General features: G+C 78.4%; 5 protein-coding genes. 3 read left to right on the plus strand and 2 right to left on the minus strand.

The window, feature by feature from the left end; translation table 11 throughout:
- The first annotated feature begins 116 nt into the window (after window positions 1–116).
- Window positions 117–1,925: an MFS transporter gene (locus AC5Y7V_RS24435; protein ID WP_499882613.1), complete on the plus strand. Its 1,809-nt coding sequence runs from the start codon at window positions 117–119 to the stop codon at window positions 1,923–1,925.
- Between the two features lie 115 nt (window positions 1,926–2,040).
- Here the strand turns inward: AC5Y7V_RS24435 and AC5Y7V_RS24440 are convergent, their stop codons facing one another.
- The gene (locus AC5Y7V_RS24440; protein ID WP_499882614.1) at window positions 2,041–5,433 is read right to left on the minus strand and encodes a TM0106 family RecB-like putative nuclease; all 3,393 of its coding nucleotides are present in this window, start codon (window positions 5,431–5,433) and stop codon (window positions 2,041–2,043) included.
- A gap of 155 nt (window positions 5,434–5,588) precedes the next feature.
- Between AC5Y7V_RS24440 and AC5Y7V_RS24445 the strand changes: the two genes are divergently transcribed.
- The gene (locus AC5Y7V_RS24445; RefSeq protein ID WP_499882643.1) at window positions 5,589–5,948 is read left to right on the plus strand and encodes a hypothetical protein; all 360 of its coding nucleotides are present in this window, start codon (window positions 5,589–5,591) and stop codon (window positions 5,946–5,948) included.
- Window positions 5,949–5,955: 7 nt separating this feature from the next.
- Here the strand turns inward: AC5Y7V_RS24445 and AC5Y7V_RS24450 are convergent, their stop codons facing one another.
- Window positions 5,956–6,585, minus strand: a complete 630-nt coding sequence (locus AC5Y7V_RS24450; protein WP_499882615.1) for an LppP/LprE family lipoprotein — start codon at window positions 6,583–6,585, stop codon at window positions 5,956–5,958.
- A 175-nt stretch (window positions 6,586–6,760) separates the two neighbouring features.
- On the opposite strand from AC5Y7V_RS24450, the gene AC5Y7V_RS24455 reads away from it, so the two are divergent.
- Window positions 6,761–24,430, plus strand: coding sequence for a PE family protein (locus AC5Y7V_RS24455; protein ID WP_499882616.1), 17,670 nt, complete (start codon window positions 6,761–6,763; stop codon window positions 24,428–24,430).
- Window positions 24,431–24,493 lie beyond the last annotated feature (63 nt).

A 24,493-nucleotide genomic window follows, 5' to 3' on the forward strand; every position in this document is an offset into this window, starting at 1 on the left:
ATGTCCTTCCAGGCTAACGTGCGCTCGCCGATCCGCGGCCGAGCGGCGCATTTGCCCACGCGGGATAATGCGGGCTGGGTGGCGATTGACGCCAAGGTTGCGAGGGGGTTAGTCAGATGAACGCGGCGACGCCTTGGTCGCCGGGGGAGAGCCGGCGCGCCGGGCCGAGTCGCGCCGAGTTCGTGAAGCGCTGGAACTCCCTGCTCGCCGCCGGCCCGCGGAATCCCTGGAACGCGCTGTTCGCGATGATGATCGGCTTCTTCATGATCATGGTCGACTCCACCATCGTCGTCATCGCCAACCCGACCATCAAGATCGACCTGCACACCGGGTACGCCACCGTGGTCTGGGTGACCAGCGCCTACCTGCTGGGGTGCGCGGTGGTGTTGCTGGTGGCCGGGCGGCTGGGCGACCGGTTCGGCACCAAGAACCTCTATCTGGCCGGGCTGGGCCTGTTCACCGTCGCGTCGATCGGGTGCGGGCTGTCGGGCAGCGTGGCGGTGCTGATCGCCGCGCGGGTGGTCCAGGGCGTCGGCGCCGGCGTGCTGACCCCGCAGACCCTGTCGATGATCACCCGGGTCTTCCCGCCGGAGCGGCGCGGTGTCGCGGTCAGCGTGTGGGGCACCACCGCAGGCGTGGCCACCCTGGTCGGGCCGCTGGCCGGCGGCGCGCTGGTGGACGGGCTGGGCTGGCAGTGGATCTTCTTCGTCAACGTCCCCATCGGCGTCGCCGGGCTGGCGCTGGCCGCGTGGCTGGTGCCGGCGCTGCCCACCCAGGCGCAGCGCTTCGACCTGGTGGGCGTCGCGTTGTCCGGGCTGGGCATGTTCCTGATCGTCTTCGGCCTGCAGGAGGGCCAGGCCGCGCGCTGGCAGCCGTGGGTCTGGGCGATGATCGTCGCCGGCATCGGGTGCATGTCGGTGTTCGTGTACTGGCAGGCCGTCAACACCCGCGAGCCGCTGATCCCGCTGCGCGTCTTCGCCGACCGCGACTTCGGCCTGTGCAACGCCGGGGTCGCGGTCACCGCGTTCGCGATGACGGCGATGATGCTGCCGCTGCCGTTCTTCCTGCAGGCCGGGTGCGGGCTGTCGTCGACGCGTTCGGCGCTGGTGATCGCGCCGATGGCGGTGGTGGGCGGTGCGCTCGCCCCGTTCGTGGGGATGATCGTCGACCGGTACCACCCGGGGCCGGTCCTCGGCTTCGGCTTCTCGACGATGGCGATCGGGCTCACCTGGCTGTCGTTCGAGATGTCCCCGTCGACGCCGATCTGGCGGCTGCTGCTGGCGTTCGCCGTGATCGGGGTGGGCAGCGCGTTCGTGTGGGCGCCGCTGACGGCGACCGCGACGCGCAACCTGCCCCCCGAGTTGGCCGGGGCGGGTTCGGCGGTGTTCAACTCGGTGCGCCAACTCGGGGCGGTCCTCGGCAGCGCGGGCATGGCCGCGTTCATGACGTGGCGGATCGGTTCCGAGATGCCGGCTGACGCGCCGTCGGCCTCGGCGGAGGACGCCACCGCCGTACAGCTCCCCGAGTTCCTGCGCGAGCCGTTCGCGGCGGCGATGGCGCAGTCGGTGCTGTTGCCCGCGTTCGTCGTGCTGTTCGGCGTCGTGGCCGCGCTGTTCGTGCTCGGGTTCGCGCCATCGGCGGCCGGCGAGCAGCCGGATGAGGGCGACGACTACGACGACTATGACGACGACGACTACGTCGAGTTTCTGCTGGTTCGTGAACCGGACGCGGCGCCCTCGCCGCGCGCGCGGCCGGCACCGGCGCCGGCGCACAAGCCGGTCCCGTCCGGACCGATCGGCTTCGCGCACAACGGGTCTCGCGTCGAGGGCGGGAAGCGGTTTCGTCCGATGGCGTCACCGGGCCACCGCTACCGCCCCGATCCGGACGACGACCCGGCCGGCTACGGCCGGCACTCGTCGTGCTAGTCGCGCGTTGTGTGTGAGCTCACGGCTTTCGGTGTGAACGCAGGGCGGGGAATTCGCCGAAATCTCGCCGTGGCTTCACTCGCAAGGCCCTCAGCGCACACTCATTCGGCTCGCACTAGTCCCGCGTCAGCGCCAGGAAGGCGCCCAGGTCGACGAGGCCGCCGGGCGTGCCGGGGAGGTACTCGGTGAGCAGCCGCGACCGCACGATGACCGCCGCGTACTGCGCCCTGCTGATGGCGACGTTGAGCCGATTCCGGTTGAGCAGGAACGAGATTCCGCGCGGCACCACGTCGACCGACGAGGCCGTCATCGACACGAACACCACCGGCGCCTGCCCGCCCTGGAACTTGTCGACGGTCCCGACCCGGACCGCGCCGAGCCCGGCCTCGCCGAGCCGTCGGCGGATCAGGGTCACCTGGGCGTTGTAGGGCGCCAACACCAGCACGTCGGATGCGGCCAGCGGTCGAGTGCCGTGCTCGTCGGTCCACGCCCGGCCGAGCAGCCCGCCGATGTGGTCGGCGATCGCGTCGGCCTCCTCGGGGCTCTCCGTCGAATTGCCTTGGTGTTCAACCACGCTCACGTGCACGCCGGGGCTTTTCCCGTCGAGGCGGCGCGCCTCGGTGCACTCGTGGGAATGCAGCCGGCCCTCGTAGGACAGCGCGGATACCGCGGCGCAGACCGCCGGATGCATGCGGTAGGAAAGGTCCAGGAAGTAGCCCCGTTCGTCGGGCAGCGTGCGCCGGCCGTCCACCAGCCAGTCCAGCGCCGACGTGTCGACCGGTTCCGGATGCGTGCCCTGGCTGACCTGCGGCAGCTGCTGCGGATCGCCGAGCAGCAGCAGGTTGGCGGCCGCCGGCGCCACGGCGATGGTGTTGGCCAGGCAGAACTGGCCCGCCTCGTCGATCACCAGCAGGTCCAGGCTGCCCGGCGGCACCCGGTTCGCGTTGGCGAAATCCCAGGCGGTGCCGCCGATCACGCAGCCTTTCGCGTTCGCGATGAACGCCGGGTATTCGCCGGAGTCGATCTCCTGCCAGCGGGGGGCGTCGTGCCCGGCGGGCTTCTTGGCGACCCGGGCCGGATCCAGTCCGGCGTCGATCGCGCAGCCCAACAGGTTCTCCACCGTGGCGTGCGATTGCGCCACCACGCCGACGCGCCAGCCATGTTCGGCGACAAGGGTTTTGATCACCCGGGCCGCGGTGTGCGTCTTGCCGGTGCCCGGCGGGCCGTGCACCGCGAGGTAGGACGAGTCGAGATCGAGTGCGGCGCCGGTGATGTCGGCGACGGTGTCACCGGTGCGCGGCAGGTGGGCCTTCGTGCGGGGCGCGCGGCGCAGCAGGACGTCGATCACGGCGGTGGGCGGCAGGGTTGGCAGGCCGGCGGCGAGGGCGTCCGCGGTCGTCTCGATCGCCTCCCGCAACGCCGTCGTGGCAATGGGCGGGCCCGGGGTGAGGGCGAACGGCAGCTGGTCAAAGGTGCTGCCGTCCTTGCCGACTCGCTCGGCGATGACCACCTTGGTGGGCACCGCCGGATCGTCGACCGACACGACCTCGGCGCGCCCGGCCGCGCGCCGGTCGGGGTTGTCGGTCATGCCCGGCGGGGCGGGGGGCTCGTAGAGCGCGAAAACCTCGGTCATCAGGTCGCCGCGCGCCAGCTCTCCGGTGAGGCGCACGTGTCGCCGCGGCTTGCGCGCGCGGGGCGGGGTGTGCCAGTCGGCGTCCACCGATGCCGTCTCGGCGAGGAAGACGTCGGTGTCGTCGGACCACTCCTCGACCGGGAAGTTCAGCCGGTCGAAATGCGCCCACCAGAACGGCTTGTCCTCGCGCCGGTGGTAGCCGCGCGCCGCGGACACCAGCGCCACCGCCGTCTGCTCGGGCGTGCGCTCGGCGACGCCGGCGTCGCCGGTGAACGCCGACAACGTCGTCGCCAGCCGGTCGCGGTCCTCGATCCGGTTGCCCTCCGGAACCGGTTGCGCGCCAATGGGTACGACGCCGGATTCGTAGGCGCGCAGCATCAGCCAGTTGCGGAGCGCCTGTGTGGAGCGGCAGTCGTAGTGGTTGTAGTCCTCGATCTCCTTGAGCAGGGACGCGGCGTCGTCGGGTTGGCCTTCGTCCTTGAGCTGGCAGTAGCGGGCGTAGGACGTGATCGACTCGGCGGCGGTCGTGACGTCACCGGCGCGCAGCTGCGATCCCATGTACAGCGGCTCGAGCGCCTTGAGGCCGAAGGACTCCGCGCCCACCCGAATGCTCTTGCGCACCACGGGATACAGGTCGACCAGCGTGCCGCTGCGCAGCAATTCGTCGACGTCGTCCTCGCCGACGCCGTACCGCCCGGCGAGCCGCAGCAGCGCGGCCTTCTCGTAGGGCGCGTAGTGGTAGATGTGCATGTTGGGGCGGCGCTTGCGGCGCTTTTTCACCCTTGCGAGGAAGTCGATGAGGGCCTTGCGCTCGTCGACCCGGCTGTGCGCCCACAGCGGGTGGAAATTCCCGCCGGCCTCCAGGACGCCGAACAGATATTCCAGGCCCCAGTCGCGCCCGTCGGCAGTCCACAGCGGGTCGCCCTCGAAGTCGAAGAACAGGTCGCCCGGGTCGGGCTCGGGCAGCAGGGTCAGCGGCTGCGGGTCGACGACCTCGAATTGCGGCGTTGCGGTGTCGCGTTGGCGCACTTGCAGTTTGGCTTGCGTGGTGAGTTTTTTCAGCGCGCTGGGCGCCAGGTCGGGGACCGGCTTGGTGCGCTCCGCCAGCTCGGTGACGGTGCTGATGCCGGCGTCGATCAGCTTGTCGCGCTGGGTGACTCGCATCCCGGCGACCAGCAGCAGGTCGTCGGTGGCGCGCAACTGTTCGACGCACAGCGGGCAGTGCAAGCACGCGCCGACGTGTTGGTCGTCCCAGCGCACCGGGGTGCCCGCGGCGTAGTGCTCGTCGAGCAGGCGCTGCAAAAGCGCGCGCTGGGAACGGTAAACCGGGATCAGGTCGCCGACGCGGTAACGCACGATGGCGCCGTCGCCCAGCTCCAGCTCGGCCTCCGGCGCCACCGGGACGCCGGAGGCGGTCAGCGCGTCGGCGTAGGCGGCCAGCTGCAGCAGCGCGGGCACCTTGGGCGAGCGCGCCAGCTTGGTGTCGGCGACCCGGTACCGCTCGCCGTCGAGGACCAGGAAGTCGGCGAATCCGACGAACCGGCCATCGAACATCGCGGCCTGATACACCACCGGGGCGCGGTTGACGATCGCGCGCCGGGTGGCCTCGGCGGCGGCCGTCAGCCCGGCCAGTGTGTAGGCCGGGCGGCCGATCATCGCGACGCCGTCGCCGAATTCGTCGCGGTATCGATCGAGGCGGCGCCGTTCGTGCTCGGTGCCGAGGGCGGAGGTTCGCGCGAGCAGCTCGTCCTCGACGGCGACGGCGGGGCCGCGGCCGAGTTTGGCGTCGAAATCCCGCAATAGGGCGTATTCGCACCGTGCGGCGGACGCGAGGTCCGACGCGCTGTAGACGACGGTTTCGCCGGTGACGAACACAGCTGCAACTGTAGGGGAGGGGACCGACACGGATCGGTTCGGGCGGGTCGGCGGATGGGCGCGCGCATTTGACATCGCCTGTGCGGCAGGGCATATCGCGAAACCGGTGGGCCGAGTGCGACCGTGCCCCGGGAAGGCGGTAGCTTCGGCGGGTGATCGTTACGGGGGCTTTTCTCGCCGAAGCGGCACAGGTGGTCGACAACAAGCTCGACGTGCGTGGCGGCGTGTTGTCCCGATTCGTGGTGGGGCCCGACCGGTTCGCCACCTTTCTGCTCGTGGTGCTGACGCAGTCCGATGCCGACGACGGGGGCGGGCGGGTCGACGTCGAGATCTGGCGTCCGACGGGTGACAAGCCCCTTCAGGTCGCCTTCGAGCTGCCCGCGGCGGCCACCGTCGGCGAAATCGGGTTCGCCTTCTTCCCGGTCTCGGTGGCGATGCCCGTCGACGGCCGGTGGGTGATCGTCGTCGCCGGCGGCCCCGGCGTGATCTCGCTTCCGCTCGTTGTCAGCAGCTGACGCGGGCTCAGTGGCCGGGGCCGTTACCGATCAGCTGGACGCCGTTGCCGTCCCAATGAAAGCGCACGTCGGTGTTGAGGCCGTTGATCCCGCCGGGATACGTCAACGCGACCGTGTCGCCGGTGGTCTGCGCGGCGTCGATGCCGTTGAACCCGTAGGTGTCGGGCACGCCCTGCGGGATGAACTGGCCCAGGTGGAACAGCACCGCGCGGGTGGTCGGATTCACGGCGTTGGTGTTGGCCTTGATGATCACCGCCGACAGCTGGGCGCACTCGTTGTAGTTGCCGGCCACCGGTTCGGGGCTCCAGCCCTGCTGGCTGCGCGGGTCTTTCGGCAGTTCGGAGACCACCTTCGCGATGGTGGGCGAGGCCAGGTTCACCGCGCACGGGTCGGGCGCCGCGCTGCTGGGCGGGGCGGCGGCCCCGGACGTCGGGACGGGCGTGGCGGGGGCGGTGATCGAAGCCGTCGCCGTCGTCGTCGTCGCCTGCGGCGTCTTGGCGACGGTGGAATCCCCTGAACCGCAACCGGTTAGCGTCGCGGCAATCAATGCGAGGCCGGCCAGTGGCTCGGCGCGACGGGTTTGAGACCACACATCGCGAAACCGTACCGTTATCCGCCCCGCGGCTCGGGCAGGCATGGCCGCACCAGTCGAGTTTCCGGCGGCGACGCCGTCCCTGGGTCACGGCCGATGCGCTCAATCGATGAAAAAAGTCGGGAATTACCCAAGAAAACTGAGTGAATAGTCCGTGATCTTGACGGTACGACTGTATCGTTCAGGGCGGTCCTGAAGGTCGCCCCGAAGAGAGTCCCACATGGCGTCGTTTGTCGTCGCAACATCCGACGCGCTGGCGGCCGCGTCCGCGGATCTGACCGGGATCGGATCGTCGATCAGGGCGGCGACGGCGGCGGCCGGAGTCTCGACGACGCAGGTGGCGTCCGCGGCCGGCGACGAGGTGTCCGCGGCGATCGCTTCCCTGTTCGGCCGGTACGGACAGGAGTTCCAGGCGCTCAGCGCGCGAACGGCTGCCTTCCACGAGCAATTTGTGCAGGCATTGGGCGCGGGAGCGGGCGCCTATGCGGCCGCCGAGGCGGCCAACGCCTCGCCGCTGCAGACGCTCGAGAACGACGTGCTGGCGTTGATCAACGCGCCGACCGAGGCCATGATGGGACGCCCGCTGATCGGCAACGGCGCCGACGGCGCGGCCGGCACCGGGCAGGCCGGCGGGCCGGGCGGGATCCTGATCGGCAACGGCGGCAACGGCGGCTCGGGCGCAGCGGGGCAGTCCGGCGGGGCCGGCGGGGCCGCGGGGTTGTTCGGCAACGGCGGCTCGGGCGGGTCCGGTGGCGCCGCGACTGCGGTCGGTGGGACCGGCGGCAACGGCGGCGCCGGCGGCGCCGGCGGGATGCTGGGCGGCTTCGGTGGCGCCGGCGGGATCGGCGGCGCGGGCGGGACCGGCGGCGTGGTCGCGGGCGCCGCCGTGGCCGGCGGGACCGGCGGCGCGGGTGGGACTGGTGGGGTCGACCGGGCGCTGATGTTCTACAGCGGCGGGGCCGGCGGTGCCGGTGGGGCCGGCGGTGCCGGGGTCGACGGCGCGGCAGGATCGTTCTCCAACGGCGGCACCGGTATTGGCGGCAACGGCGTCGCCGCCGGCACCGGTGGCACTGGTGGCGCGGGCGGCGCGGCGACCGGTGTGCTCAGTTCGGGCGGCGCCGGTGGCGTCGGCGGCGTGGGCGGGTTGGGTGGCGCCGGCGGGACCGGCGCCAGCGGGCTGGGTTTGGGTGTCAACGGGGCCGTCGGCGGTGATGGCGCGGCGGGCGGCGCCGCGGGTCTGGGTGGTGCCGGCGGCATGTCGCTGTTGGGGACCGCCGGAACGGGCGGCGGTGCGGGCGTCGGGGGAACAGGCGGTGCTGGAGGCATCGGCGGGGCCGGCGATAGCGGCGCCAACGCTGGCACGGTCGGCGGTGTCGGCTTCGATGGCCGCGCCGGCGGCGCCGGCGGCCACGGCGGTGCCGGCGGGAGTGCCGGCGCCGGTGGCACCAATGGCGCCGGCGGGGCCGGCGGCCAGGGCGGCACGGGTGGCGCCGGTGGGACGGGCGGTGCGGGCGCGGCGGATACCGGCAGCGGCGCGGGGACGGGCGGCACCGGGGGCAGCGGCGGGGCCGCGGGCGCCGGCGGGGCCGGCGGGGCAGCGGGCACGGGAACCGGCGCCACGGGTGCGGTCGGAGTTGCTGGCCATGCAGGTACCGGCGGGGCCGGGGGCACCGGCGGTCAGGGCGGGGCGGGGATGGCCGGCACCGCGGGTGCGACGGGCGGTAACGGCAGCGCCGGAACCGCGGGCGGTCAAGGGGGTCAGGGCGGTCAGGGCGGCAGCGCAGCGGTGGGCGGCACCAATGGCGCCGGCGGCGCGGGCGGCCAGGGCGGCACCGGCGGCGTCGGCGGCGCCGGTGGGCAGGGCGCCGCGGACACCGGCCACGGCGCGGGCACGGGTGGCACCGGGGGCACTGGCGGTGCGGCGGGTGCCAGCGGGGCCGGCGGCGCCGCGGGCGCGGGAGCCGGCGCCGCGGGCGCAGCGGGAGCCACCGGCCATGCGGGCACCGGCGGGGCGGGCGGGACCGGCGGTCAGGGCGGTCAAGGTTTGGCGGGCAGCAACGCTGTTCTTACCCACGCTCCCGGCGGGGATGGCACCGCCGGCGGTGCGGGCGGCCAGGGTGGCCAGGGCGGCAGCGCGGGGGCGGGCGGCACCAACGGCGACGGCGGCGCGGGCGGCCGAGGCGGCACCGGTGGGGCCGGCGGTACCGGCGGGCAGGGCGCCACGGACACCGGCATCGGCGCGGGTAGGGGTGGCACGGGTGGCAACGGCGGCAACGCCGGCGCCGGCGGGGCCGGCGGGGCCGCGGGCGCTGGTAGCGGCGCGGCCGGCGGCGTGGGCGCCGGGGGTACTGCGGGCACCGGTGGCCAGGGCGGCCAGGGCGGTCAGGGCGGCCGGGGGATGCAGGGCCCGACCGGCAGCACCGGCGGGGCCGGTGACCCAGACGGCGGCACCGGCGGCGACGGCACCACCGGCGGCACGGGCGGTCAGGGAGGTCAGGGCGGCAGCGCCGGCGCTGGTGGCACCAACGGCGCCGGCGGTGCCGGCGGCCAGGGCGGCCAGGGCGGCACCGGCGGCACCGGCGGCCAGGGCGCCGACGACACCGGCAGCGGCGCCGGCACCGGTGGCATCGGCGGTACCGGCGGTCACGCCGGGGTCGGCGGAGCCGGAGGCGCCGCGGGCACGGGAAGCGGTGCCACGGGCAGCGTCGGCCCCGGGGGTGCCGCGGGCACCGGCGGCACCGGCGGGCACGGCGGTCAGGGCGGCGCGGGCCTGTCCGGCACGACAGGCAATGACGGCACCGCGGGCGGAGCCGGCGGCCAAGGCGGCGTAGGTGGAAACACCACCGCGGGCGGCACCGACGGCTCTGGCGGGGTCGGCGGCACTGGGGGCTCCGGCGGCACGGGTGGCGCCGACAGCGGCAGCAACGATGCCGGCGCCGGCGGCCGAGGCGGTCAAGGTGGCATCGGAGGCCAAGGGGGTTCCGGCGGCAGCTACGCGGGTGCCGCGGGCACCGGCGGCACCGGCGGCCAAGGCGGCCAAGGCGGCGCTGCCGCGGCTGCGGCTGACACCGCCGGCCAAGGCGGCCAGGGCGGGCAGGGCGGGCAAGGCGGCCAAGGCACGACCGGCACGATCGGGAACATCGGCGCCACCGGCGGGGCCGGCGGCGCTGGTGGCCAAGGCGGCCAGGGCGGCGTCGCCAGCTCCGGCGAATTCAACGGCAGTGGCGGTCAGGGCGGTCACGGCGGCCAAGGCGGCACCGGCGGCACCGGCTACGCCGATGACGGCAGCAACAACGCCACCACCGGAGGCCAGGGCGGCATCGGTGGTCAGGCCGGCTCGGCCGGTGCGGCCGGCACCGGCGGCTCCGGGGGGTTCGCGGGGGCGGCGGGAACGGCCGGGACCGGCGGTACCGGCGGCCAAGGCGGTGCCACCAACTTCGTCGGCGACACCGGCGGCACCGGCGGCCAGGGTGGCCAGGGCGGTCAGGGCACGGCGGGGTCGACCGGAAGCGCCGGCGGGGCCGGAAACCCCGACGGCGGCACGGGTACCGCCGGCACCACCGGCGGCGCGGGCGGTCATGGCGGCCAGGGCGGCACCGCTGCGGCGGGCGGCACCAACGGAGACGGCGGGGCTGGTGGCACCGGCGGAACCGGGGGTACCGGCGGCACCGGCGGGCAAGGCGCCGCCGACACCGGCAGCGGCGCGGGCACGGGTGGCACCGGCGGTGACGGTGGTAGCGCCGGGACGGGCGGGGCCGGCGGTGCCGCGGGCACTGGAAGCGGCGCCCCGGGCAGCGCCGGCGCCGCCGGTGCGGCGGGCAGCGGGGGCACCGGCGGCCAGGGTGGCCAGGGCGGCCAGGGCATGGACGGGTCCACCGGCAGCGCCGGCGGGGCCGCAAACCCCAACGGCGGCACCGGAACCGACGGCACCGCCGGCGGCGCGGGCGGTCACGGCGGCCATGGTGGCAGTGCACCGGTCGGCGGCACCAACGGCGCCGGCGGGGCCGGTGGCACCGGCGGCGCTGGCGGCACCGGGGGCAGCGGCGGCCAAGGCGCCGCCGACACCGGCGGCGGCGCGGGCACGGGTGGCGATGGCGGCCACGGTGGCAACGCGGGCTCCGGCGGCACCGGCGGGACCCCGGGCACCGGCACCGGCAGCGCCGGTGCAACGGGCGCGACCGGGCACGCCGGTACGGGCGGCACCGGGGGCAGCGGCGGCCAGGGCGGGGCGGGGATGGCTGGTGCCGCGGGTACCACGGGCAATGTCGGCGGCACCGGCACCGCCGGCGGGGCGGGCGGCAATGCCGGGGCCGGCGGTAATTCCGGTGCGGGCGGCACCGACGGCTCCGGCGGTGTCGGGGGCATCGGGGGCACGGGCGGCGATGGCGGCGCCGGTGGGGCCGATGGCGGCACCGACAACGCCGGCGCCGGCGGCCAGGGCGGTCAGGGCGGCACCGGAGGTCAAGGCGGTCAACGCGGTAGCGGCGGCACCACCGCGGGTGTGGTGGGCGCCGCGGGCCGTGGCGGCACCGGCGGTAACGGCGGTCAGGGCGGTGCTACCAACGTCGCGGCTGACACCACGGGCGCTGGCGGCCAGGGCGGTCAAGGCGGGACCGGCGGCAGTGGCCACACCGACGATGGGAGCAACGATGCGACCGCCGGTGGGCAAGGCGGTACCGGCGGTCGAGGCGGCGCTGCCGGTACCGGTGGCATCGCGGGTGCCGCGGGCGCGGGCGGCGCCGGCGGCGCCGGCGGACAAGGCGGTGGCACCAACGTGGCCGCCGACACCGCCGGCACCGGGGGCCAGGGCGGCCAAGGTGGCCAAGGTGGCCAAGGCGCGACCGGTTCAATCGGAGCCAGCGGCACACACGGCGGCACCGGCGGGTCCGGCGGCCAGGGCGGCCAAGGCGGGGTCGCCGGCAACGGCTCCAACGGCACCGGCGGGGCGGGCGGCACCGGCGGCCAGGGCGGCACCGGCGGCACCGGCTACGCCGACGACGGCGCGAACGACGCCACCGCCGGCGGCCAAGGCGGTCAGGGCGGCACCGGTGGCGTGGGGGGCAGCGGCGGGACCTCGGGCGCCGCGGGCGCCGGCGGTACCGGGGGTACCGGCGGCAGCGGCGGCGCCACCACCTTCACCGGTGATACCGCCGGCCAGGGCGGCCAGGGTGGCCAGGGCGGTCAGGGCGTCGACGGCGCCACCGCCACCATCGGCACGGCGGGCGGGACCGGCGGCACGGGCGGGGCCGGCGGTCTGGGCGGCCAAGGCGGGGCGTCCGTCTCGGGGGCCACCGACGGCAGTGGTGGCGCCGGCGGGACCGGCGGCCGGGGCGGCCAGGGCGGCGCCGGCTATGCCGATGACGGCAGCAACGACGCCACCGCAGGCGGCATCGGGGGCACCGGTGGCGGGGCCGGCGCGGGCGGTTTGACGGGTGCCGGCGGCAGCGGTGGCGCCGCTGGCAGCGCGGGTGCCGGCGGCCAAGGTGGTCAGGGCGGCACCGGCGGGGCCGGCGCCCAAGGCGCTACCGGCACCAGCACCCACGCCGGCGGCACCGGGGGCACGGGCGGGGCCGGCGGTCAGGGTGGTGGCGGCGGCGCGGGCAACGGCGGCACCAACGGCGGTGGTGGGGCTGGCGGCACCGGCGGCCAGGGCGGCCAGGGCGGCACCGGCTACGCCGACGACGGCAGCAACGACGCCACCGCGGGCGGCACCGGCGGCACCGGTGGCCAGGGCGGGACCCCGGGCGCGATTGGCACCGGCGGCGTCGGCAGCATCGCGGGCGCCGGCGGCCTGGGCGGCGACGGCGGCTCCGGCGGCCGGGGCGGCGCCACTTCCCACCGCGGTGACGTCGCCGGCGCGGGTGGGGCAGGCGGGGCCGGCGGTGCGGGCGGCGCCGGCCATCACGCCGACGGCAACGACATCGTCGGGTTCGGCGCTCTGGGCGGCCCCGGCGGGCAGGGCGGCGACGGAGGTCAGGGCGGCCAAGGCGGCGGTGCGGTTGCCGGCGCGACCAACGGCAGCGGCGGCCAAGGCGGCGCCGGCGGCCAGGGCGGCCAGGGCGGCACCGGCGCAGACGGAACTCCTGCCAACACGTATATCGCCGGCACCGGCGGGGCGGGCGGCCTGGGCGGCGCCGGCGGAACTGGCGGCGCGGTGGGAACTGGCGGCAGCGGCGGGACCGCGGGCATCGGCGGCCAGGGCGGCGCCGGCGGGCAGGGCGGCCAGGGCGGCGGTGGCGTGGACGGGCAGGGCGGCATCGGCGGCCATGGCGGCGACGGTGGGCTGGGTGGCCAGGGCGGGACCAGCAGCGGCGGCACCAACGCCGACGGCGGTCAGGGCGGCTCCGGCGGCCAAGGGGGGGCGGGCGGCGCCATCTTCACCGGCCAAACCACCGGCGGTGGCAACGGCGGTATGGGTGGCACCGGTGGCCAGGGCGGCCTGATCGGCGTCGGCGGCCAAGGCGGCACCGCCGGGGCCGGCGGAACCGGCGGCCAGGGCGGCGCGGGCGGCGCTGTCTCCGGCAACCAAAACGTGCCCGATTGGAATGTCGGCGACCCGGGCGCGGGCGGCGCAGGAGGCCACGGCGGCCAGGGCGGCCAAGCCAGGGCCGGCGGCGACGCCGGCGCGGGTGGCGCTGGCGGCCAAGGCGGCGCCGGCGGGGATATCGTCGGCGAATCTAAAATCACTTTGTCGGGGGCCGGCAAGGGTGGGCAGGGCGGGCAAGGCGGCCAAGGCGGCACCGGCGCCGACGCCACCACGCCCTACGGCAGCGGCTCGGCCGGCGGCCAGGGGGGCCAGGGGGGCCAGGGCGGCCAGGGCGGCAACGCCGTCAACGTCCTGCCTGGCGCCGGCGGTAAAGGTGGCCAGGGTGGGTCCGGCGGCACCGGCGGCGTCGGGTATGCCGACGACGGCTCCAACGATGCCGGGGCCGGCGGCGCCGGCGGCACCGGCGGGCTCGCTGGTGGCGGTGGCGCGGGGGGTATCAGCGGAAATGTGTTCTCACCGAGGATCGCGGGCGCCGGCGGCGCCGGCGGCGTCGGCGGCACGGGCGGCCAAGGCGGTAGCACCACCACCGTCGGTGACACCGCGGGTGCGGGCGGCCAAGGCGGGCAAGGCGGCGCCGGCGCCAACAACGCCACGCCCGGCGGCGCGGGCTACACCGGCGGCCAAGGCGGTCAGGGCGGCGCAGGCGGCAATGCCGTCGCGGGCGCCATCGACGGCGGTGGCGGCCAGGGCGGCACGGGCGGCGCCGGCGGCGTCGGCGGCACCGGTCGCGCCGACAGCGGCGCCAATAACGCCGGCGCTGGCGGCGCCGGCGGGACCGGCGGCCAGGGCGGTACGGGTGGCGCCGCCGGGTCGGGCGGCAGCGGCGGGACGATGGGCACGGGTGGGACCGGCGGCGTAGGGGGCGCCGGCGGCCAAGGCGGTAGCACCGCGACCGTCGGTGACACCGCCGGCGCCGGCGGCCAAGGCGGTGCCGGCGGCGCAGGCGGTGGCGGCGTAGACGGCGGCATCCCGAATGGCGCCGGCTTCAGCGGCGGTCAGGGCGGCCAAGGCGGCCAGGGCGGTCAGGGCGGTACCGCCGTGACCGGCGCCGTCAACGGCAGCGGCGGTCGCGGCGGCGACGGTGGCAGCGGTAGCAGCGGCGGTGCGGGCTACGCCGATGACGGCACCGCCGATGCCGGGGCGGGCGGCAGCGGCGGCTCGGGCGGCGCGGGCGGTGGCGGCGGCGCGGCGGGCGTCGGGGCGGGCACGGCCGGCGCCACCGGGGCGGGCGGCTCAGGCGGTCAAGGCGGCTTTGGTGGTCAAGGTGGCGCCAACGTGACCGACGACGGCGTCGCCGGTGCCGGCGGTCAAGGTGGCCAAGGCGGCCAAGGCGGCGCAGGCGCAGGCGCCGGTGCCGGGGGTCTCGGGGGCGGCGGCGGCCAGGGCGGCACCGACGCCAGCGGCACCGGCGGCAGCGGTGGCATCGGCGGCCGCGGTGGTACCGGCGGCATCGGCGGCAGCGGCGCCGACAGCTCCGTGCACGGCGGCGCGGGCATCGCCGGCGGCCTGGGCGGCGCCGGCGGCGCGGGCGGTGTCGGCGGCGCGTCCGCGTCGGGCAGCAACGGCAGCGGCGGGGCCGGTGGCATCGGCGGTCAGGGCGGTGCCGGCGGCGCGGGCTACACCGACGACGGCAGCAACGACGCCGGCGCGGGCGGCGCCGGAGGTACCGGTGGCGCGGGCGGTGTCGGCGGCGCGGCCGGTAGTGGCACCGGTGGCACCGGCACCGTGGGCATCGCCGGTACCGGCGGCCAGGGCGGCACCGGCGGCCAGGGCGGTGGCTCGACGACGCTCGCGGACGCCGTCGGCACCGGCGGGCAAGGCGGCGTCGGCGGCCAGGGCGGCGCCGACATCGGCGGGGGCGCGGGTCGCGGCGGTCAGGGCGGCATCGGCGGCCAGGGCGGTGGCGGAGCCGACAGCTCCACGCCCGGCAGCGCGGGCGCTGCCGGTGGCCAAGGTGGCGTCGGCGGCGCGGGCGGTCAGGGCGGCACGTCGATCTCGGGGACCAACGCCAGCGGCGGGGCGGGCGGTACTGGCGGCCAAGGCGGCCACGGCGGCAGCGGCCACGCCGATGACGGCACCAACGACGCCACCGCCGGCGGTATCGGCGGCACCGGTGGCCAGGGTGGTGTCGGCGGCGCGGTCGGTACCGGTGGCAGTGGCGGCACGGTGGGCGCCGCGGGCACCGGCGGCGATGGCGGCACCGGCGGCACCGGCGGCGGCACCACGACCCACGGGGATACGGCCGGCGGCGGAGGTCAGGGCGGCCGAGGCGGCCAAGGCGGTGCCGGTACCGGCGGCGCGGGACGCATCACCGGCGGCTCCGCCGGCGGGCACGGTGGCGCGGGTGGCGCCGGCGGGGTCGGCGGCAGCGCGGCGACCGGGGCGACCGCCGGCACGGGCGGCGTGGGGGGCACTGGCGGGGCCGGCGGAGGTGGCGGTGCGGGTGCCGCGGGGGTGGGCAGCGACGGCGGCGTTGGTGGTGCCGGGGGTGACGGCGGCGCGGCGGGCGCCGGCGGCGCCGCCGGCGCGGGTGCGGGTGCAGCGTCGGGTGCCGCGGGCACCGGCGGCCGGGGCGGCACCGGCGGGATTGGTGGTGCCGGCGATAGCGGGGCGGCTTCGACCGATCCCGCCGCGGCTGGTGGGACGGGCTTTGAAGGTGGCGCGGGTGGCGCCGGCGGCCAGGGCGGCAGTGCGGGTGCTGGCGGAACGAGCGGCGGCGGCGGCCAGGGCGGTAACGGCGGGGGCGGCGGCGGCGGCGGAGCCGGTGCCGCTGGGGTGGGCAGCGATGGTGGCGCGGGTGGCGTCGGCGGGAACGGCGGTGTCGCGGGCGCGGGCGGCGCGGCCGGTGCGGCGGGCGCGGGTGCGACGTCGGGCGCGGCGGGTGCCGCGGGCACCGGCGGTCACGGAGGGGCCGGCGGGACTGGCGGCGCCGGGGACATCGGGACGGCGGCGACCAGCGTCGGTGCGGCTGGTGGTACGGGCTTTGCCGGTGGAGCCGGTGGCGCCGGTGGGGTCGGCGGGAGCGCGGGTGCCGGCGGCACCAGCGGCGGCGGCGGCCAGGGCGGTAACGGCGGGGCCGGCGGCGGCGGCGGTGCCGGTGCCGCGGGGGTGGGCAGCGACGGTGGCGCGGGTGGCGTCGGCGGGAGTGGCGGTGTCGCTGGGGCGGGCGGCGCGGCCGGTGCGGCGGGTGTGGGTGCCACGTCGGGTGCGGCGGGCACCGCGGGCACCGGCGGTCACGGCGGGGCCGGCGGGACTGGCGGCGCCGGGGACATCGGGACGGCGGCGACCAGCGTCGGTGCGGCTGGTGGTACGGGCTTTGCCGGCGGATCCGGCGGCGCCGGCGGGGCCGGCGGCAGCGCGGGCACCGGAGGCGTCAATGGCTCCGGCGGGCAAGGGGGCACCGGCGGGCAAGGGGGCCAGGGCGGCGCCGGCGCCGACGGGGTTGACAGCGCCGGAGGGGCCGGCGGCACCGGCGGCAGCGGCGGCACAGCCGGTGCGGGTGGCGCGGCGGGCACGGGGGCGGGAGCCACCGCGGGAGCGGCCGGTGCCGCGGGCATCGGCGGTACCGGCGGCAGCGGCGGCACCGGCGGCGCCGGCGACGCGTCGCTCACCGCAGGGAGCGCGGGCTTCGGCGGCGGCACGGGCGGTTCCGGCGGTTCCGGCGGGACAGGCGGGAGCGCCAGCCCTGGTGGCACCAGCGGCGCCGGCGGCCTCGGCGGCGCGGGGGGACAAGGTGGCCACGGCGGGGCCGGCTACGCCGACGACGGCAGCAACGACGCTTCCACCGGCGGCGTCGGCGGGACTGGCGGCCAAGGCGGTCAAGGCGGGGCGGCGGGCAGCGGCGGTGCCGCGTCCGGTCCGGTGGGTGCCGGGGGCGCCGGGGGCACCGGTGGCACCGGCGGTCAAGGCGGCGCCACCACCACCGCCGGTGACACCGCCGGCGACGGCGGTCGAGGCGGTGCCGGCGGCCAGGGCGGCGCAGGCGTCAGCAGCCATACGCCCTCCGCCAGCGGCTTCGCCGGCGGGACCGGCGGCCAGGGCGGCCAGGGCGGCCAGGGCGGCGCCGCCGTCTCGGGCGCGACCGACGGCAGCGGCGGCCAGGGCGGCCAGGGCGGACACGGTGGCACCGGCGGCACCGGCTACGCCGACGACGGCACCAACGACGCCACCGCCGGCGGCATCGGCGGCGCCGGCGGCCAAGGCGGCAGCGGCGGCGCGGCGGGCAGCGGCGGCAGCGGCGGTTCCGTGGGCACCGCGGGCGGCGGCGGCGTCGGCGGCACGGGTGGGACCGGCGGCGCCACCAGCCACAGCGGCGACACCGCCGGTGCGGGCGGCCGGGGCGGCGCCGGCGGGCAGGGCGGCACCGGGGTCGACAACGACACGCCTTACGGCACCGGCTACACCGGCGGCCAGGGCGGCCAGGGCGGCCAGGGTGGCCAGGGCGGCGGCGCCGTGTCGGGCGCCGCGAACGGCAGCGGCGGGCAGGGCGGCGCCGGCGGGCGAGGCGGCACCGGCGGGGCCGGCGGCGAGGACGTGGATTACTACCACCTCACTGCCGGGCAAGGCGGCACCGGCGGGGTCGGCGGTCAGGGTGGCGCGGGCGGCGCGACGGGAATCGGCGGGAGCGGCGGCAGCGTCGGCGCGGGCGGCACCGGCGGGCAGGGCGGCACCGGCGGCGCCGGCGGGGCCGATGTGATCGGTTTGTTCGGCGGTCACGGCGGCACGGGCGGCGCCGGGGGCCAGGGCGGCACCACCAGCGGCGGCCTCAACGGCAGCGGTGGCCAGGGCGGCACCGGCGGCCAAGGTGGCGCCGGCGTCGATGACCTGTTCGGCGACGGGGGCCTCGGCGGTGTGGGCGGCACCGGCGGCCAGGGCGGAACCGCCGGCACCGGCGGCATCGGCGGCGGCGCGGGCGCGGGCGGCACCGGCGGCCAGGGCGGTACCGGAGGCAACGTCCATACCGGGGTGTTGGGCCGCAGCGGTGACGGCGGCGATGGGGGCCTGGGCGGCCAAGGCGGCACCGGGGCCGCCGACACCACCCCGGGGGGAACGGGTTATGCCGGCGGCGCCGGCGGTCAGGGCGGTCAAGGCGGCTCCGGCGGCGCGAACACCACAAGGACCGGCTACGGCGGCAATGGCGGCAATGGCGGTCAGGGCGGTCAGGGCGGACTCGGCGGCGCCGGATACGCCGACGACGGCGGCAACGACGCCGGCACGGGCGGCGCCGGCGGCACCGGCGGTCAGGGCGGCGCCAGCGGCCTCGGCGGCACCGCCAGGGTCGGCGGGACCGCCGGCTCGGCCGGCGGCGGCGGGACCGGGGGTACCGGCGGCCAAGGCGGCGCGGCGGCAGCCGGCTCCGACAACGCCGGCGCCGGCGGTCAAGGCGGCACCGGCGGCCAGGGCGGAGTCACCAGCATCGGGTCCAACGCCGCCGGCGGCGACGGCGGCGTCGGGGGGCAAGGCGGCACGGGCGGCCTGGGCACCGCGGACGGCGGCAGCAACACCGCCGGCACCGGCGGCCAAGGCGGAGTCGGCGGACGGGGCGGCCCCGGCGGCGCCCACGGCACGGGCGGCACCGGCGGCACGGTCGGCAACGGTGGTACCGGAGGCGTCGGTGGCACGGGCGGCCAGGGCGGCGCCGGGTCCACCCAGACCGGCGATGCCGGCGGGCACGGTGGCATGGGCGGCGCGGGCGGTCAGGGCGGCACCACCAGCGGCGGGACCAACGGCAGCGGCGGCGCCGGCGGCACCGGCGGCCACGGCGGCAGCGGCGGCAGCGGCGCCGCAGACAATGGCACCGACAACGCGGGCACCGGCGGCGTCGGCGGTACGGGTGGTCAAGGCGGAACCGGCGGTGCGATCGGAACCGGCGGCACCGGCGGCACGTCGGGCGCCGCGGGCAGCGGGGGCGTCGGCGGGACCGGCGGTCTCGGCGGCATCACCGGTTACAGCGGCAACACCGCGGGCACCGGCGGCCAGGGCGGTCACGGCGGCCAGGGTGGCACCGGCGTCGACGGCACCGCGCCCCACGGCAGCGGCCTGATCGGTGGCCAGGGCGGGCAGGGCGGCCAGGGCGGGGCCGGTGGCAACGCGAGCAACGGCGGCGTCGACGGCTCCGGCGGCCGCGGCGGCCAAGGCGGACAGGGCGGCAGCGGCGGCGTCGGCTACGCCGACGACGGGACCAACGACGCCGGCGCCGGCGGTCAGGGCGGTCAAGGCGGGCACAGCGGCGCCGGCGGCGCGGCCGGCAGCGGTGGCGTAGCGGGTGGCCCGGCCGGCGCCGCGGGCGCTGGAGGCGTCGGCGGTACGGGTGGGCGGGGCGGCGCGACCACCACGGTCAACGACACCGCCGGTACCGGTGGCCAGGGTGGACAAGGCGGCACCGGGGCCGACGGCACAAACCCCGGCGGCGCAGGCTTCGTCGGCGGCCAGGGCGGCGACGGCGGCGCGGGCGGCACCGCCGTCGCGGGCGCGACCAATGGCAGCGGCGGCCAGGGCGGTCAGGGCGGCACAGGCGGCGCCGGCGGCGCCGGCCCCCCCGACGACGGGACCAATGACGCGGGCACCGGCGGACACGGCGGGACCGGCGGCCGAGGCGGGACCGCCGGCGCGGCCGGCACCGGCGGCAGCGGTGGCAGCGCGGGCACCGCGGGTACCGGCGGCACCGGTGGCGCAGGCGGGCAGGGCGGATCCACCAGCGGCGGAACCAACGGCAGCGGCGGCCAGGGCGGCCAAGGCGGGCAGGGCGGCACCGGCCTTGCCGGCCACAACGACGATGGCAGCAACGATGCGGGCGCCGGCGCCGCCGGCGGCCAGGGCGGCCAGGGCGGGGGCGGCGGAGCGCTCGGCACCGGCGGCAGCGGCGGCACCTGGGGCGCGGCGGGCGACGGAGGTGTCGGCGGCACCGGCGGCCAGGGCGGCGCGACCTCGCACAGCGGAGACGCGGCCGGCGCGGGTGGCCGCGGCGGCGCGGGAGGGCAAGGCGGCACCGGCGCGAACGGCAGCACCCCCTCGGCCGCGGGCCTCACCGGCGGTCAGGGCGGCCACGGTGGCCAAGGTGGCCAAGGCGGCAACGCCGTCTCGGGCGCGACCAATGGCACCGGCGGCCAAGGCGGTCAGGGCGGGCAGGGCGGAACCGGCGGCGCCGGATACAACGACGACGGCACCAACGATGCCGGCAGCGCCGGCATCGGCGGAACCGGTGGCCTGGGCGGCGTCGGCGGGGCGGCCGGCACCGGCGGCAGCGGCGGCACGGTGGGGTCCGGCGCGATCGGCGGCACCGGCGGCACCGGCGGCACCGGCGGCACCGCCGCCTCGGGCAGTGATGCGGCGCGGCCGGGCGGTCAGGGCGGTCAAGGCGGCCAGGGCGCGAACGGCGCCACTCCCTACGCCGCCGGCGCCGCCGGTGGTCAAGGCGGCACGGGCGGCGTCGACACCGGCGTCGGCGCGGGCGCGGGCGGTCAGGGCGGCGTCGGCGGCGCCGGATACAACGACGACGGCACCAACGATGCCGGTGCGGGCGGCCAGGGCGGTCAGGGCGGCACCGGCGGCCAAGGCGTCCTCGCGGGCGCCGGCGGCACCGGCGGAACCGGCGGGCAAGGCGGCGCCACCGCCTACAGCGGACACACCGCCGGAACTGGTGGCCAAGGCGGCCAAGGCGGACAGGGCAGCGCCGGCGTCTACGGCACCACGGACTTCAACTACGGCGGCGGCCAGGGCGGCCCCGGGGGCCAAGGCGGGCTGGGCGGCCACGGCGGCCAAGGCGGCAACGCCGTCGCCGGCGCGACCAATGGCAGCGGCGGCCAAGGCGGCACCGGCGGCACCGGCGGCACCGGCGGACCGGGCGGCACGGGCCCCACCGCCGGGGCCGGCGGCGTGGGCGGTCAAGGCGGCACCGGCGGCGCGAGTGGCGTGGCGGGCACCGGCGGCACCGGCGGCACCGTGGGAGCTGCCGGCACCGGCGGTACCGGCGGTACCGGCGGCACCGGCGGCACGTCTACCTATGGGTATTGGTCACCCGGCGGAACCGGCGGCCAGGGCGGTACCGGCGGCGCCGGCTACAACGACGACGGCATCAATGCCGCCGGCATCGGCGGCCACGGCGGGCAAGGCGGCCTCGGTGGCGCGGGAGGCGCCGTCGGCGCCGCCGGCACGGGCGGTACCGGCGGCCAAGGCGGCGTCACGACCTACAGCGGACACACCGCCGGAGCGGGCGGCCAGGGCGGACTGGGCGGCACCGACACGGGCGGCGGCAGCGGCCGGGGTGGCACCGGCGGGCAAGGCGGCGCCGACCTCAGCAGCTCGGGTGGGACGGGGGGCGCCGGCGGTGCCGGCGGTACGGGTGGCACCGGCATGGCGGGCTCGGCGACCGGCGGCATCGGCGGCACGGGCGCTCAGGGTGGCACCGGCGGCCAGGGCGGCGCCTCGAACTTCGGTACTAACGGCGACGGCGGGGCCGGTGGGACCGGGGGTCACGGCGGCATCGGCGGCGCTGGCTGGGACGACGACGGCAACGGCGACGCCAGCCCCGGCGGTCAAGGCGGCCAAGGCGGTGTGGGCGGCGCCGGCGGCGTCGCAGGCGCGGGCGGCGGGACCGCCGGCCACGTGGGCGTCGGCGGCACCGGCGGCGCGGGCGGCCAGGGCGGTCAGGGCGGCGCCAACATCAGAGACCACGGCACCGGCGGTGCGGGCGGCCAGGGCGGCATCGGCGGGCAAGGCGGTGTGAACACCGGCGGCGGTTCAGGCGCGGGCGGCCAGGGCGGCCAGGGTGGCCAGGGCGGCGCCGACGTCAGCGCCGCGGGCGGAACTGCAGGCGTCGGCGGTCAGGGCGGCACCGGTGCCCAAGGCGTCACCGGCAACGACACCCCGACGCCGTCCGGCACGGGCGCGACCGGTGGTCAGGCCGGCGCCGGCGGCTCGGGTGGCCACGGCGGCGCGTCCACGTCGGGCAGGGGCGGCGCGGGTGGCACCGGCGGCCAGGGCGGTGTCGGCGGTCTCGGCTACAACGACGACGGTGGCAACGATGCCGGGGCCGGCGGCGCGGGCGGCCAGGGCGGCGTCGGCGGCGTCGGCGGCGCAGCGAGCCACGGTGTCGACGGCGCGAGCGGCGGCGGTGGGCAGGGCGGCGCCGGGGGTCAAGGCGGCCTGTCGGCCCACGCCGGGGACACCGCGGGGACGGGCGGGCAGGGCGGCGTCGGCGGTCAGGGCGGGGTCGACGCCGGCGGCGGCGCGGGCATCGGCGGTGGCGGCGGCATCGGCGGCGTGGGTGGCGCCGGAGGTGCCGGCTCGGCGCTGTACGGCGCGGGCGGCGCCGGCGGTCAGGGCGGTGTGGGCGGCTCCGGCGGTCAGGGCGGCGCCTCCGCGTCGGGCACCAACGGCGCCGGTGGTGCGGGGGGTGCCGGCGGGCAGGGCGGTGTCGGGGGCGCCGGCCACAACGACGGCGGTGGCAACGACGCCAACGCCGGTGGCCAGGGCGGTGTCGGCGGTGCCGGCGGTGTCGGCGGTGGCGCGGGCGACGGCGTTGGCGGCGCTGGCGCCGCGGGCGTCAGCGGCGTCGGTGGGCAGGGCGGCGTCGGTGGCCAAGGGGGCGCGGCGGCCAGTGTCGGTGATACCGCGGCCGCGGGCGGTCACGGCGGCGCCGGCGGTCAGGGCGGGGCCGATGCCGGTGGCGGCGCTGGCACCGGCGGTCGAGGCGGCGTCGGCGGCCTGGGAGGCGTTGGCGGTAGCGGCTCGACGCCGAATGGCACGGCTGGCGTCGGCGGTCAGGGCGGTGTGGGCGGCTCCGGCGGGCAGGGCGGCGCCTCCGCGTCGGGCACCAACGGCACCGGTGGTGCGGGGGGTGCCGGCGGGCAGGGCGGTGTCGGAGGCGCCGGCTACAACGACGACGGTGGGAACGACGCCGGGGTCGGCGGTGGCGGCGGTGTCGGTGGCGCCGGTGGCGTCGGCGGGGCGGCGGGTAACGGTGCTGGGGGTGCCGGCAGCGTGGGCGCCTCCGGCACGGGTGGCCAGGGCGGCGCGGGTGGCCAGGGCGGCAGCGCGGCCTCCGTCAATGACGCCGCCGGCACCGGCGGGCAGGGCGGCGTCGGCGGTCAGGGCGGGGCCGACGCTGGTGGCGGCGCTGGCACCGGTGGTCGAGGCGGCGCCGGCGGTCTGGGGGGCGTTGGCGGTGGTGGTTCGACGCCGAATGGCACGGCTGGCATCGGCGGTCAGGGCGGTGTGGGCGGCTCCGGCGGGCAGGGCGGCGCCTCCGCGTCGGGCACCAACGGCACCGGTGGCGCGGGTGGTGCCGGCGGTCAGGGCGGCCTCGGCGGTGCCGGCTACAACGACGACGGTGGGAACGACGCCGGGGTCGGCGGTGGAGGCGGTGTCGGTGGCGCCGGCGGCGTCGGCGGGGCGGCGGGCAACGGTGCTGGGGGTGCCGGCAGCGTGGGCGCCGCCGGCACGGGTGGCCAGGGCGGCACCGGGGGTCAAGGCGGCGGCGCGGCCTCCGTCAATGACACCGCCGGCACGGGCGGTCACGGCGGCATCGGCGGTCTCGGCGGGGCCGATACCGGCGGCGGTGCAGGCACCGGCGGCCGCGGCGGCACCGGCGGCCTAGGCGGCGCCGCCGCCCCAAGAGGCACCGGTGGGCAAGGCGGTGTCGGTGGCACTGGCGGTCAAGGCGGCGCCTCCACGTCTGGCACCAACGGCAGCGGCGGGGCTGGAGGTACTGGCGGCCAGGGCGGTGTCGGCGGCGCCGCCGGTATCGACGGCCTGGGTGCCGCCGGCGGTCAGGGCGGTGTCGGTGGCGCCGGAGGCCTCGGCGGCGCCGCGGGCAACGGTGTCGGTGGCGCAGGCGGCGTGGGCATCGCCGGCGACGGCGGACAAGGCGGCACCGGAGGTGAAGGCTCCGGTAGCCCGTACCGCGCCGGCGACCAGGGCGGCCCCGGCGGCATAGGCGGCGCCGGCGGAGAAGGCGGCGCGGACACCGGTGGCGGCGCAGGCACCGGTGGCGTCGGCGGTACCGGCGGCCTAGGCGGTGGCAACCCGAGCACGTACCTCGGAGGCCCCGGTGGGCCGGGCGGCCAGGGGGGTACCGGCGGTTCGAGTGCGATTTCCGCCGGCGGCACGGGTGGCCGCGGTGGCGACGGCGGCCTCGGCGGCTATGGCAACCGTTATCCCCGCGAGGGCGGCTTCGGCGGCACCGGCGGCACCGGCGGGACCGGGTCCAGCGGGGAGCCAGGAGACCCCGGCACCAGCGGCGGCCCCGGCACCGTAGGAGGCTTCTACGGCGACAACACCGGCATCCACTACGTCCCCGGCAATGGCGGCGGTGGTGGCAGCGGCGGCGCCGGCTCGCCTTAAGCCCACACGAAATGCACCGTTCAGCCACGAGCTCGGCCCCGCCGAGCTCGTGATCACCACTAG

The sequence above is a fragment of the Mycobacterium sp. NGS34 genome (assembly GCF_059812845.1).